The sequence below is a fragment of the Streptomyces sp. NRRL WC-3618 genome (assembly GCF_001280005.1).
GTDB lineage: Bacteria > Actinomycetota > Actinomycetes > Streptomycetales > Streptomycetaceae > Streptomyces.
In genome coordinates this window covers 22206-35900 of the sequence record NZ_LGDW01000479.1, presented here as the reverse complement: position 1 = coordinate 35900, position 13695 = coordinate 22206, and the positions used below count along the sequence as shown (strand labels likewise).

The 13695-nt window shown below is 68.6% G+C and carries 10 protein-coding genes; 7 read left to right on the top strand and 3 right to left on the bottom strand.

The annotated features are described in order from the left end of the window. Nucleotides 1–404: 404 nt before the first annotated feature. Together cdgB and ADL01_RS37515 are read left to right on the top strand one after the other, a co-directional pair. A complete protein-coding gene (gene cdgB, locus ADL01_RS37520; RefSeq protein ID WP_053746546.1) occupies nt 405–2135 on the top strand; it encodes a diguanylate cyclase CdgB in 1731 nt (576 codons plus the stop codon). Nucleotides 2136–2354: 219 nt separating this feature from the next. Next, a complete protein-coding gene (locus tag ADL01_RS37515) occupies nt 2355–3359 on the top strand; it encodes a CBM35 domain-containing protein (protein ID WP_053746545.1) in 1005 nt (334 codons plus the stop codon). 1200 nt (nt 3360–4559) lie between these two features. On the opposite strand, the gene ADL01_RS37510 is transcribed toward ADL01_RS37515, so the two are convergent. The 3 genes from ADL01_RS37510 to ADL01_RS37500 are packed head-to-tail and all read right to left on the bottom strand — an operon-like array spanning nt 4560 to nt 7632. Further along, nucleotides 4560–5447 (bottom strand): 1-phosphofructokinase family hexose kinase, encoded by an 888-nt coding sequence (locus ADL01_RS37510; protein ID WP_053746544.1) that lies wholly within the window; start codon nt 5445–5447, stop codon nt 4560–4562. Nucleotides 5448–5488: 41 nt separating this feature from the next. Beyond that, nucleotides 5489–6691 (bottom strand): N-acetylglucosamine-6-phosphate deacetylase, encoded by a 1203-nt coding sequence (gene nagA, locus ADL01_RS37505; RefSeq protein ID WP_234354935.1) that lies wholly within the window; start codon nt 6689–6691, stop codon nt 5489–5491. Then, nucleotides 6691–7632 (bottom strand): ROK family protein, encoded by a 942-nt coding sequence (locus ADL01_RS37500; protein ID WP_053746543.1) that lies wholly within the window; start codon nt 7630–7632, stop codon nt 6691–6693. The genes nagA and ADL01_RS37500 overlap by 1 nt, the downstream gene beginning before the upstream one ends. A 173-nt stretch (nt 7633–7805) precedes the next feature. On the opposite strand from ADL01_RS37500, the gene ADL01_RS37495 reads away from it, so the two are divergent. The 5 genes from ADL01_RS37495 to ADL01_RS37475 all read left to right on the top strand — a co-directional run bounded on the left by ADL01_RS37495 (nt 7806) and on the right by ADL01_RS37475 (nt 13694). Next, nucleotides 7806–9059, top strand: coding sequence for an ABC transporter substrate-binding protein (locus ADL01_RS37495; RefSeq protein ID WP_053746542.1), 1254 nt, complete (start codon nt 7806–7808; stop codon nt 9057–9059). A gap of 50 nt (nt 9060–9109) precedes the next feature. Continuing rightward, nucleotides 9110–9364: a DUF3263 domain-containing protein gene (locus tag ADL01_RS37490; protein WP_053746541.1), complete on the top strand. Its 255-nt coding sequence runs from the start codon at nt 9110–9112 to the stop codon at nt 9362–9364. Nucleotides 9365–9596: 232 nt separating this feature from the next. Continuing rightward, on the top strand, nt 9597–10436 hold the full coding sequence (gene otsB / locus ADL01_RS37485) for a trehalose-phosphatase (RefSeq protein ID WP_053746540.1): 840 nt from the start codon (nt 9597–9599) through the stop codon (nt 10434–10436). Between the two features lie 100 nt (nt 10437–10536). Then, nucleotides 10537–10902, top strand: a complete 366-nt coding sequence (locus ADL01_RS37480) for a hypothetical protein (RefSeq protein ID WP_053746539.1) — start codon at nt 10537–10539, stop codon at nt 10900–10902. An 83-nt stretch (nt 10903–10985) separates the two neighbouring features. After that, nucleotides 10986–13694 (top strand): ParA family protein, encoded by a 2709-nt coding sequence (locus tag ADL01_RS37475; RefSeq protein WP_234354934.1) that lies wholly within the window; start codon nt 10986–10988, stop codon nt 13692–13694. Nucleotide 13695: the final 1 nt, after the last annotated feature.

The window sequence follows — 13695 nt, the reverse complement described above, 5'->3', positions numbered from 1 at the left end:
GGGGAGGGGGGGTACGGCAGGGGTGGGTTCGGCGAGAGTGTGTACGGCACGGGGAGTCAGCACGTGGAAAAGCTATTCCGCGTTTCCCCGCCGCCGCATCGGACCAGCGCCCGAACCGGGATCTAGGTCTTCGGACCGAGAACCCGCCAATGGTCGGGAACGGTCCAATGATCGCGAACGGCCACGCCGACTTCTTCCCGCCCGTATCCTCGCTCGTAGTATCCGCGCGGATACACAGTTTGCGTTCAGTAAACGCACAGGGAGAACTCAGAAACTCCACTCAATTGCTCATCTTTCGTTGTGACTTGAGTCACAGGTGACCATTTTTGTTGACCCTGTGTACCGAGTGGGCAGCGCGCTGTGATTCAGTGGCTGGGAAGGTGGGATAGGCGGAAGGAGGGCGAATGGAGACCGACCAGGAGCCGTATGTCCGTCTCGCGACCTTGCGGCAACTGCACCAGGTCATGGCGGACATGAACACCGCGCGCAGTCTGGCGGACACCCTCCAGACCGTCGCGGACGGCGTCGTCAACGGCCTCGGTTACGAGTTGGCGTGCGTCAACCTCGTCCGCCCCGACGGCGATCTCGTCGTCGCCGCCTTCGCCGGGAACTCCGCCGCCGAGGCCCTCATCACCGGCCGCGTCGGCTCACGCGACTCCTGGGAGCGCCGGCTCGCCATGGGCGAGGCCTGGGGCGACCTGGTCTTCATCCCGCACACCGAGGGCTGGATCCTCGACGACGACGACGTCCCGCAGTGGTACACCGAGGGCCCCGACCCGCGCTTCGAGGACGAGTGGCACCCCTCCGACCGGCTCTTCGCGCCGATGTTCACCCCGGGCGTGCCCGGCGGCTCGTGCGGCGAACTGATCGGCGTGCTGTCCGTGGACCGGCCGCGCAACGGCCGCCGTCCGGGCGCGTGGGGCAAGGAAGCGCTCCAGATGTACGCGTTCCAGGCGGCCATCGCGATCAGCAACGCGCGGCTGCGCGCAAACATGCAGCGTGCACTGGTCAGACTCGAACGCGAGCAGCAGGCGCTGCGGGCCAGCGAGGAAAGCTTCCGTCAGGCCTTCGAGTACGCGCCCTCCGGCATGGCCATCGCCGAGATGGGCGGCGACCAGCACGGGCGAATACTCCGGACCAACGACGCTCTGTGCCGCCTCCTCGGCCGCCCCGCCTCCGCGATGCGCCGCTACTCCTTCTCCGACCTCGTGCATCCCGAGGACATCGGCACCCTGCTGCGCACCTCCGCCGAGGGCGGGCGCACCGAGCTCCGGCTCCGCCGCCGTGACGGCTCGTATCTGTGGGTGTCGCTGCGCAACTCCGTCGTCGCGGACGCCACCGACGGCCCGCGCTTCCTGCTCACCCACGTCGAGGACATCGAGGAGCGCAAGCGTCGCGAGCTCCAGCTCGCCCACCGCGCCTCCCACGACTCCCTCACCGGCCTGCCCAACTCGGCCGAACTGCGCACCCGGCTCAGCTCCCGTCTCTGCCAGCGCCCGCAGACGGCGCTGCCCGGCGCCGTCGAGTCGGTCGACGCGGCCTACGGCCAGGGTCAGCCGGACCCCTACGGCACGCACGACCAGTACACGCCGACGCCCGCCCCGGTGACGGACGGCGGAATCCAGCCGCACGAGGCCAACGCTCACCAGTTCGATTTCCGCGCCACCCCCGAGGCGTACGGGGCGTACGACCACCACGTCCACACCGTCGCCCCCGAGGGTGAGCAGGACGACGGGACGAAGGGGCTCGCGGTTCTCTTCTGCGACCTCGACGGCTTCAAGTCGATCAACGACCGCTTCGGGCACAACGCCGGCGACGCGGTGCTGATCGAGGTGGCTCGGCGCCTCGGCGGGGCCGTGCGGGACGGCGACACGGTGGCCCGGCTCGGCGGCGACGAGTTCGTGGTCCTCGCCGACGGCCTCGGCCGCGCCGACGCCCAGGACCTCGCCGTACGCCTGCGCAACGAGATCATCCAGCCGATCCGGGTCGACGGCCGCGTCATGCGGGTCGGCGCGAGCTTCGGCATCGGGTGGGCACACTGCGGGATGACGGCGGACGAAGTCCTGAAGTCGGCCGACGAGCGGATGTACATCGAGAAACGATCTCGTCCCAGACAACACCGCCGGGCGGGATGATCTCCTGGTCAGTGGTGCGGCCACCGATGGTCGGCGGTGTGACGCGGATCGCGTGCGATCGGACTCACCCGTTTGGGGCAGCGAGAGCGGGTAGGCTCGCTATTCGCACTGCGTCGCTTGCCTGTGTCGTTTGTTCCGCAGGCCCCGGCGACGCCCCCGCAGCATCTCGCATCACCTTGTACCTAGCCCCACCCCGCACCTGTTGAGGAGTACCAAGGGATGACGCCCGGCAACAGCGGCGCGAGCACGCCCGAGGACGACGATCCGTTCGGCTACCTGTACGAAGACGGTCGGGCCAACGGAGCCCAGCCGCCGAGCAGTGGCTACGGATACCCGAACTCGGTCGGCCGGGTGCGGCCGGTCGGCGAGCGTCAGTACAGCCAGTCGGCGGGCCCGGCGCAGGCCCCCGGCCAGGGCCAGCAGCCGGCGTACGGCCAGACCGCCCCGACCGCGCAGTACGGCCAGACGGTGCCGCAGCAGCAAGGCGCGTACGGCAGCCCGAACGCCCACTACCAGGCACCCGAGGCTTTCGGCGGCGGCCCCACGGCTCCGCAGCAGCCCGCGTACAGCAATGGCGGCGGCAGAGGCGGTCGGGGCGGTGGCCCCAACACCAAGGGGCTGCTGATCGGCGCCATCGCGGTGGTCGCCGCGGTCGTCATCGGGATCGGCGTGGCCATGATGGGCGACGACGGCAACAAGGACAAGGACAACGAGGCCGGCCCGACCCCGACGACGGGTCAGAGCGCCTCGCCGTCCCCGTCGGCCAGCAAGTCGGAGGCGACCACCGAGGAAGACCTGCCCACCATCGACGCGAAGGCCCTGCAACTCGGGGGCGGCGCCGCGGCGGTGTCGGACGTCCAGGGCGCGAAGGCGGCGGGCGGGGTCTACGTGGGCAACTTCAACAACGTGGGCGCGTCGGTCACGTGGAACGTGAACGGTATTCCGGCGGACGGCAAGTACTCGCTGTATGTCGGTTACGGCGTACCGGGGAAGGACGCCGACGCCACGCTCACCGTCAATGGCACGCCTTCCACGGGCCTGATCAAGATGAAGAACCACGCGAAGGCCGCCGAGGGTGACTACGCGAAGGGTTGGACGGAGACCTACAACTACGTCGAGCTCAACAAGGGCACCAACACCATCAAGGTCTCCTGCGAGCAGGGAAACCAGTGCGATGCCCTCCTCGACCAGCTGTGGTTGGTCAAGGGCTGGGTGGGGCAGTAGTACCCGTTACGTCGCCACGTGCTGAGGGCTCCGCAGTGGAGTGCCCCGATGGGTGAGTCAGGCCTTCACCCAGGGGGCTGTGCAGGAGTTCAACCGTGAGCTTCCCTCGAAGTTCGCGATTTGGACCGTCCAGGCAAACATGCCCCTTGGAGGCTGGCGTGGGTAGTCCACTGTTTCCAGTTCGGCGCACCGTCGTAATTGTGGCGGTGTGACCAATATGTAAAGTTTCCTTTGTGATCTTTGGCGGCGAAAACGCACTGCTGGGTGATGGTCATCCGAGTGGATCCCTCTACGCCCAGCTCAAAGGGATCCACCAGTGCCAGTTCCACGGGCTTCCCTATCTAGTAGCCCGAGGCCTGTCGAGCAACTGGGAGTGTTGGCTGCCTGGGTGGGTATCGCGACGGCTATGGTCAGGAGGAACGTCATTAAGGATTCCTGGGGGCAGCGCAACCAAGGAGACGCAAATATTGATCAGCTTTGACTGGTAAAGGGCTGTTTCGACGGTTGACTCGGTGTGTGCAAAAAATGCCGCCTCCCGAGAGGCGGCATTTTTTTGTGGACTGATCTATGAAGCCGGAGTGAGTTGTGATAGCAGATGAGACTTCCTGCATATTGAAAGCGCCGATGATTGACGCCTCACGGTGGGCGGGAAGCCTCGCTTCCTCCAGGTCTGGTCCACTGCGATGTTGGCGGACTGATGTAAAGAGCCTCAGGTTAGGCGATACGGCCGATCGTTACGCACCTGTCTGCAACCCACCGCTTCTGCCCCTCCCACCTCAAGGGTGTCCAAGTGTTGTAGGTCGCACTCTCGTTGGTGCATCGATATGAACCACCTGTGACCCCACCGGAGCATTCAGAATCCCAACAGGGGATTCTGTCCGGGACTCCGGTACCAAATTTTTTAACCCTGAGTATTACAGTCGAAGTCGTTGACGTACCCGCGCGGAGATTCCATTCGACTCCGCCATATGCGCCTCCTGCGTCAGCTTGCGCAGGTGTAATGGTGGCAATGAGTAGCGACGCTGCCAGCGCACCCGGAATTGCCGCTACGCGCATAATTGTTCTTATCATGACAGCCCCTGGCTCTATCGCATTCGCCGCCGGTCGGTGCGGTGAGTTATTAGTCAGATTTTCTTCTAAGGTGAGGTGGGATGACATGGGCTTCTCGGTCATTCCCTGTCCAAGAAGGCTGATATTGCTCTATGCAGCCGTCAACTCGCCCGCCACCGACGCCAGTACGGTCGCCATCGACAGGGCCACCGCGCGGATGAGGCGTTCGGGCCAGGGGAGTTGGTCGACCAGGCCGGACAGCAGGCCGGCGACCGCCGAGTCGCCGGCGCCCGTCGGATTGCCCCGGGCGTGGGTCGGTGGGGTCGCCCGCCAGTGGCCCTCGGGGGTCACCGCGAGGAGGCCGGCCGGGCCCAGGGAGGCCACCACGGCTTTGGTGCCGAGCCTGCGGGCGTGCTGGGTGGCCCGCAACGGCTCGTGGGAGCAGGTGAGTTCGGCCAGTTCAGCGGCGTTCGGCTTGACCAGGTCGGGGCCGGCGGTGACCCCTCGGCTGAGCGGCTCCCCGTCGGTGTCGAGCAGTACGGGCACACCGGCCGCCCGTGTCGTGCGGACGAGGCCGGCGTATGCCCCCACGGGCACCCCCGGCGGCAGGCTGCCGCAGAGGGCCACCGCGGAGACGGACGGGAGCAGTCCCTCGTACACGTCCTGGAAGGCGGACCACTCGGCCGGGGTGATCTGTGGGCCGGGTTCGTTGAGCTGTGTCGTTTCCGGGGTTGTGCTCGCGGGCTGGTCCTCGACCACCGCTATCGTGCGGCGGGTCGAACCCGACACCGAGACGAGGGCGTCCAACACGCCTGGTGTGGCCGCGAGTTGGTCTTGTACGGTCCGTCCGGTCGCGCCGCCCGTGAAGCCGGTGACCGTCACCTCGTGGCCGAGGGCGGCCAGCACGCGGGCCACGTTCAGGCCCTTGCCGCCCGGACGTTCGGTCACCGAGGTGATCCGGTGGGAGGCGTGCGGGCGTAACTTCCTTACGCGGGACGTGATGTCGAGCGCGGTGTTCAGCGTGGCCGTGAGGATCACCTGGTCGGCCTCCCCTGTGTTGTCCTGCTTGCCCTCGCGGCTCAGGGCAGTTGGGGCTTCACTACCCAACTGCCCTTGCGCATCACTCCCTTGAGGGTGAAGTCCGCGTCCAGCAGTACCAGGTCCGCGTCCTTGCCCGGTTCCAGGGAGCCCACCCGGTCGTACATCCCCAGCAGCCGGGCCGGGTTGGCGGACAGGGCGGCGACCACGTCCGTGACCGGGAGCCCGTCGACGGTGACCGCCCGCCGGAACGCGCGGTCCAGCGTGAGGGTCGAGCCCGCGATCGAACCCCCCTCGACCAGCCGCGCCACACCCTCGCTGACCTCGACCTCCAGCGGGCCGAGCAGATAGCGGCCGTCGCCGAAGCCGGCGGCGTCCATCGCGTCGGTGATGAACGCCACGCGGTCCGCGCCCGCGTGATGGAACGCGAGTTGGAGGGCCGCGGGATGCAAGTGCGTGCCGTCGTTGATGAGTTCGACGGTGACGCGCTCGTCCTCGAGGAGGGCGGTGATCGGGCCCGGGGTGCGGTGGCCAAGGGCGGGCATCGCGTTGAAGAGGTGCGTGGCGACGGTGGCGCCCGCGTCGATGGCCTCCACCGTCTGCTCGTACGTCGCGTCCGTGTGCCCGATCGCCGCGAGGACGCCGTGTTCGACGAGCAGCCGTACGGAGTCGAGGCCGCCGGGGAGTTCGGTGGCGAGGGTGAGCATCCTGGCGTGGCCGCGCGCCGCGTCGATCAGCTTGCGTACGTCCGCCGGGTCCGGGTCGCGCAGCAGCGCCTCGGAGTGGGCGCCCTTGCGGCACGGCGAGATGAAGGGGCCCTCGAAGTGCACGCCGGCGATGTCGCCCTGCTCGGCGAGCTCGGACAGGAGGCCGGCCTGGGCGGTGAGGGTGTGCATGTCGCCGGTGACGGTGGAGGCGACGAGGGTGGTGGTGCCGTGGGTGCGGTGGGTGTGGATGCCCTTGAGGATGTCTTCGGCGGTGCCGGAGGTGAAGGAGGCTCCGCCGCCGCCGTGGTTGTGGAGGTCCACGAAACCGGGGACCAGCCAGTGGCCGGTTACGTCGATGACGTGGGCGTTCTCTGGGGCGCGCTCGGTGATTCGGGTGCCCTCGACGGCTACGTGGCCACCGGGGGTGATTCCGGTGGGGAGTACTACTTGGGCGCCTTTGAACAGCAGGTTGTGTGCGTGCTGCGGGCCGGTGGAGGCTTGTCGCGCAGTTCCCCGCGCCCCCAGGTGGGTTGCCATCAGGGCGTTGCCTCCGTGAGGTCGGTGGTGGTCAGGAGGTCCCAGGCGAGTAGGCCCGCGCCCAGGCAGCCTGCCGTGTCGCCCAGGGCTGCGGGGACGATGGCCGGAAACTTCTGGAAAGTGATCCGTTGGCGTACGGCGGTGCGCAGCGGTGTGAACAACGTGTCGCCCGCCTCCGCCAGGCCGCCGCCGACGATCAGGGTGCGCGGGTCGAGCAGGGTGAGGGCGGTGACCAGGCCGTCGGCGAGGGCGTCGATGGCGTCCTGCCACACCTGGTGGGCCCGGGGGTCGCCGGAGTCGACGGCCTTGGCGCAGTCCGCCGCGTCCGCACCGGGGATTCCGGAGGCCGCGGCCCATGCCTCGCTCACCGCCGACGCCGACGCGTACCGTTCCAGACAGCCGCGCTGGCCGCACGGGCACGGGGTCCCGCCGGGCCGTACGACGATGTGGCCGATCTCGCCCGCGAAGCCGTGCGCGCCCGCCTCCACCTGGCCGGCGACGCCGATCGCGCCCGCGATGCCGGTGCCGAGGGCGACGAAGAAGAAGCGGTCGGCTCCCTGGCCGGCGCCGATCCGGCCCTCCGCCAGGCCACCCGTCCGTACGTCGTGGCCGAGGGCGACCGGCATGCCGAGCCGCCGGGTGAGCAGTTCGCGCAGGGGTACGTCACGCCAGCCGAGGTTCGCCGCGTAGACGGCGATGCCGTGTTCGGCGTCGACGATGCCGGGGACGGAGACTCCGGCCGCCGCCGCGCTCTCGCCGAGGTGGGCGATGCCGTGGGCGCGCAGGTCGGCGGCGAAGTCGAGGATCTCCTCGACCACGGCGTCGGGGCCGCGCTCGCGTCCGGTCGTCCGGCGCGCCTGGTGGAGGAGCGCGCCGTCCGGCCCGATGAGGGCGGCTTTCATCGCGGTGCCGCCCACGTCGAGGGCGATGACATGTCTCACGGGGACAGTGTGCCCGTCGACCCGGGAGAGGTCTAGTCCACTAGGTGGTGTAGACCTATTAGAGTAAGAAGTTGAACGTACCAATGAACATGTATGTGAACGACCGTCGGCGGGACCAGTCGAGGTCGGTCGAGACCAGTGGGGATTCTGTAGTGCAGCGGCGTAGGGCAGGAATGATCGCGGCGGTGTCCGCACTCGGTATGACGGTGGCTCTCGGGGGCTGCGGAAGCACCGGCTCGGGTGAGGTCACCCTGAAGCTGGTCGCCGCCGACTACGGCGACTCCCCGGCCAACAGCTCCCAGAAGTACTGGGACAACCTGGTCAAGCAGTACGCGGACGCCCACCCCGATGTGAAGGTCGACGTCAGCGTCTACTCCTGGAACGACGTCGATCGCAAGGTCAAGGAGATGGTCGCCGCCGGTGACGCGCCCGACCTGGCGCAGATCGGCGCGTACGCCGACTACGCGGCCAAGGGCGACCTGTACGAGGCCGACGACCTGCTCTCCATCCCGACGCAGGCCGACTTCGTCGCCCATCTGGCCGAAGCCGGAGAGGTGCGGCGCACCCAGTACGGCATGCCCTTCGCCGCGTCCACCCGCCTCCTCTTCTTCAACAAGAAGCTCTTCACCGCGGCCGGCCTCACCCCGCCCACCACCTGGCGCGAGCTGGCCTCCGACGCCGCCGCACTGCGCAAGGACGGCGTGAAGTACCCGTACGCCCTCCCGCTCGGGCCCGAGGAGGCGCAGGCCGAGACCATGCAGTGGCTGCTCAGCGGCGGCGACAGCTACACCAGCGCCGTCGGCACGTACGGCATCGACTCCCCGCAGAACATCAGTACGTTCACCTGGCTCAAGGACGAACTCGTCGACAAAGGCCTCACCGGGCCCGTCGCCCCCGGCAAGCTCGACCGGGCCGCCGCGTTCGCCGCGTTCGCGCGGGGTGAGGTGGGCATGCTCAACGGGCATCCCTCGCTGCTGAAGGCCGCGGCGGCCAAGGGGGTGGACGTCGGGATGGTGCCGATGCCCGGCAAGGAGAGCTCCACGCGGTCCGCGATGGGGGTCGCCGACTGGATGATGGCCTTCAAGAAGAACGGCCACCGCCGTGAGGTCGGCGACTTCCTCGACTTCGTCTACAACGAGAAGAACGTGCTCGCCTTCTCCCGCGAGTACGACCTTCTGCCGGTCACGACGTCCGCCTCCCAGACGATGTCCACCGCCGCCCGGGACAAGAACCTCGCCCCCTTCCTGGAGCAGCTCCCGACCGCCCAGCTCTATCCGGTCGGCAAGACGTCCTGGGCGCAGGTCAGCGCGGACATCAAGGAACGGATCGGTGCGGCGTTCGCTGCGGGCGGGAGCCCGGCGGGGGTGCTTACGGAGTTGCAGACTCGGGCCAATTCCGAGGAGCGCGCGGAGGACAGTGCGGGGTAGGCAGGACGCGTGGGTCCAGGGGATCGGAGTCGGAGGAGTAGGTTCGCCGCATGAGCGAGGGCGAGGGCGTGGGTGGGAAGCGGGGGCTGGAGCGTCGGGAACTGGACATTCTCGCGCTTGAGCGGCGGGGGTTCGCGGGGCCGGGGGCGAAGGAGCGGGCGATCCGTGAGGAGTTGGGGTTGGCGCCTGTGCGGTATTACCAGCTGCTGAACGCGCTGATTGATGATGAGCGGGCGCTGGCCTGTGATCCGGTGACGGTGAATCGGTTGCGGAGGGTGCGGGAGGGGCGGAGGGGGGAGCGTTAGCCGACGGCGGGGTGTTTTTCGCCCCCGCCGCCCTTACCCGTCCCATCCCGTATCTGGGGGCTGCGCCCCCAGACCCCCCTTCGCGCTGAACGCGCTCGTCCTCAAACGCCGGACGGGCTGGGTGTGGCTCTGCCTGGGCTGGATAGATGCGGCGCACGGGTGGGTGGGTGGGAAGCACGGCCTGGGCTGGAGGCGCCTCCTCCTCAAAGCCCCGGGCCGATATGGTCGAGGCATGGATTCCCTGCCTACGCCCCTGACTCAGGCCGGCCGGGATGGGCTGGACGCCATCCTTGGGGGGCCTGCCGGTGCCGTTGTCGTCCTCGACTTTGATGGGACCCTCGCTCCGATCGTCGCCGACCCTGAGCAGGCTCGCGCTCACCCCGACACACTCCCCGCCCTCTCCGCCCTCGCCCCCGACGTCGCCGCCGTGGCCGTCCTCACCGGGCGCCCCGCCGGTGTCGCGGTGCGGCTCGGGGGGTTCGCGGGCGTGCCCGGACTGGAGCACCTCGTTGTCCTGGGCCACTACGGCACGGAACGCTGGGACGCCGTGACCGGCACGGTCAGTGCCCCCGCCCCGCATCCCGGCGTCGCCGCCGTCCGCGCCGAACTGCCCGGGTTCCTCGAACGGTTCGGCGCCTGGCAGGGCACGTGGATCGAGGAGAAGGGCAGAGCCGTCGCCGTGCACACGCGGCGCGCGGCCGATCCGCAGGCCGCGTTCGAGGCGTTGCGCGAACCCCTCGCCGACCTGGCGACCCGGCACGGCCTGATCGTCGAACCCGGGCGCCTGGTACTGGAGTTGCGCCCACCCGGCATGGACAAGGGCGTCGCCCTGGAGAAGTACGTCCAGGAGACCGGCGCCACTTCGGTGCTCTACGCCGGTGACGACCTCGGCGACCTCCCGGCGTTCGCGGCGGTGGACAAGCTCCGCCGGAACGGCACCCCGGGTCTGCTGGTGTGCAGCGGCAACAGCACCGAGGCCGTGACGGAACTGGCGGAGCGCGCCGACCTGGTCGTCGACGGCCCCGCAGGCGTCGTACGGCTGCTGGCGGCCGTCGCGGCACGACTCCCCTGATTCTGCGGGCACCGCGCCGCCGTGAGAGGAGATGTCGGACCGTCACCCGAGGTAGTGATTGTCACGCAAAGCCCCGGAGCGCCACCGTACGATCACCCATATGGTCGACGTGGGCATGAGGCAGCTGCGACGCAGCAGTGACCGACTGGGGCGGCGCGGCGAGGACCTGGCAGGCAGTGACGATCAGGCCACGGCCGGCCTGCTGCTTTTCTACAGCGCCGAGTGCGGCCTGAAGGCGGAGGTGATGCAGCGTATGAAGCTGCGGGACACCTCGCAGCTCCCCTCTTACTTGCGTACCCACGACCTGCGGCTACTGGCCAAGGAACTCAGGCTGTCGCCGCAGAGCCAGAGTGCTCTCCAGGGCTGCGCCAGACCTCCTAACAATGGCCAGGCAGTGCAGAAGGTCGAGCCTCCGGCGCTGCACGAGCATGGAGGTACGGTGCGGTGCGGATCTGGAACCGGATGACGAGAAGCAGGCGCTGGACGCGCTGCGTACATTGATCTCGGAATCTCGGAAGTGACGTCGTGAGCAGGGAAGCGGGATCACACGTGGACGTCGGTGACCACAGCGGTGTTGTGCCGGGCCGCCTCTTCACCTGGGTGGATGTCGACGAGCACCTCTCGTATCTGGCCGAGGCCGGACAGTGGCCCGAGTGGCTTCTCGAAGCCGATGCCTGGTGGGACGAGTTGGCGCTGACGATCCGTTCGCACGCGACCGAGGACATGGTTCGGGCATGGCTGGATCGTGCTTTCGGCCGCGGTTCGGTGATCGGGGAGCCCGGGCGGCCGCTCCTTGCCCTGGACCGGCCGCGCGGGCTCGGTACCGAAGGCATCCCCGTGACCCTTGACGCGATCGACGACCGCTCGCCGGAGCGGCGGGTGCCGCGTCTGACCGAGCGCAGAACGACGGCTGAGCTGGCTCAGACGCTCCCCCGGCCGCGATCCGACCGGTTTACGGGCGATGTGCAGGTCATCGCCTTCCACTCCTTCAAGGGCGGAGTGGGCCGCACGGTGCATGCGGTGGCGCTCGCCGACCAGCTCGCCAGGCAAGGGCGCCGAGTACTGCTCATCGACGCTGACCTTGAGGCCCCCGGCATCACATGGATGCACCAGGCCCAGGGTGGGACGAGCGACATCAGCTACGAAGACGTGCTTGCCCTGCTCCATGGCACGGACGGCGGGGGTACCGCGTCGGTCACCGAGATCGTGCGCGACTACCTGGCAGGTCAGTTCGTGGTAGGAACCGGGCCCGGACGGCTCGCGATTCTTCCCGCCACGCGTCGATCCAGGCTCGGCCCTCCCCGGATCGAACCGGTTGACCTGCTGACACATGACCGGTCGACCTACTTCCTCACGGAGTCCTTGGCCGAAGTGGCCTCGGCAGCCGAACTCGACACGGTGATCATCGACCTGAGGGCGGGAGCGTCCGAACTGGCGGCGCCCGTCCTGCTGGACCCACGTGTGCAGCGGGTGTTCGTCACCACGCTCAGCCATCAGTCGTTGGACGGCACCCTGCGGATGATCGGGCAGCTGGGCGCCAAGGCACCCGCGCTGCTCGGCCAGGACCCCGCCCCCGCAGCAGTGGTCACGCAGTACCGCATGGACCTTCACGACGACGAGGCCGAGGGGGCGAGGCGCAAGCTGTCCGATGCCCTTCTCGGGACGCTGCGCGTCCCGGAAGGCGATGAGCAGGACAGGGACCTCGACGTCGACTCCCAGGCGTTGACCGCCGCACTGGTCAGTCCGTTCCGCGATGAACTGCTCGCGCTGCCGGGCAGCTGGGACGAGGTTGTGGAGGTCGTACGTCGCTGTGGGTTGGGGGAGCGGGTGACGGAGTTGGCTCCGCAGCCGTTGTCGGGTGGCGACCTGCGAGCGGAGGAGGACGGTCCTGTCAGCATCGAAGAGCGCAGGACGATGTTGCGGGACCGGGCGGCCTCGCTCGTCTTCGCCGAACGAACCGGACTCGACGGCGCGTTGGGATTCCTGTCGACCGAGCCGCTACGTCGGCTGATCGGTGACCACCGCAGTTCCCTGCCGGTGACCGTGGTGGTGGGTGCGAAGGGTGCCGGAAAGACCTTCACCTACGCGCGGATGTGCGCTGCGGGAAGCTGGTCCCGCTTCGCGGAGAAGGCGGGGCTGAAGGTGCTGGACGACGCGCTTGTCGTGCCCGTCCTCGATCCCGCCAACCTCGACCAGGAATCCACGGGGGAGCGGAGCACCAGCCCACAGGATCTGCGTGACCTGGCCGCAGGCGGCCAGGGAGCGACCCGTCCTCAGATCCTGCGGCTGCTGAACGAAGCCCTGAGATCGCCCATGCACACGGACTCGTACTTCTGGCTTGACGTCTGGCTGCGCTGCATGGCGATCGCCAGCGGCAGCGAAGCCGGAGGGCGCACGGGTTATGACGTCCAACAGGACCTGCTGTCGCCCAGGGACCGGAACCTTCTGTTCGTCTTCGACGGGCTTGAGGACTTTCTCCAGGAACTCGAAGGCGAGGCCAAGCGTGCTGCGCTGCGCGCACTCCTCGTGGACGTTCCCGACTGGTTGCGGTCGGTGCGAGCACGGCCGCTCGGCCTGGTGGTGTTCGTGCGCCGGGACCTGGCGTCATGGGCCATCCGGCAGAACCTCGGCCAGTTCCTCGACCGCTATGAGCCCTACGCGCTGCGCTGGGATGCCCAGGAGGCCCTGAGGCTCGCCCTTTGGGTCGCGGTGACCGCCAAGGCCGTGCCGGAGCCGCCAGAGCGGGAGCTGATGGAACTTTCGTACGAGGAGATCACTCAGGCCCTGCATTCGGTGTGGGGAGCGAAACTCGGCTCGGACAGCTCGCGGGAGGCCTGGTCGGACCGATGGGTGCCGGCGGCGCTGGCCGACTTCAACGACCAAGTGCAGGCTCGCGATGTCGTGCGCTTCCTCCGGGAGGCCGCCGAGCTGTCATCGGGAGACGAACGGACGGACCGACTGCTCGCTCCTGCGGCCATGCGTACCGCCCTCGTCCAGTGCAGCACGGAGAAGGTCAAGGAGATCGGCCAGGAGAACAAGAAACTGGGCGATCTACTGCGCGCACTGGGGGGGTACGCACATGAGGTACTCATGCCCTTCAACGCCGATGACGTCGGACTGGACGCCAACGGCATCGAGGTACTGCGTGACGCCGGAGCGTTGGCCGCCGACTCGGACGGCCGCTACCGACTGCCCGAGATCTACCGGCACGCCCTCGGATTCCGAACCCAGGGGCGAGCCCGCGTCGTACGGCGGTGAA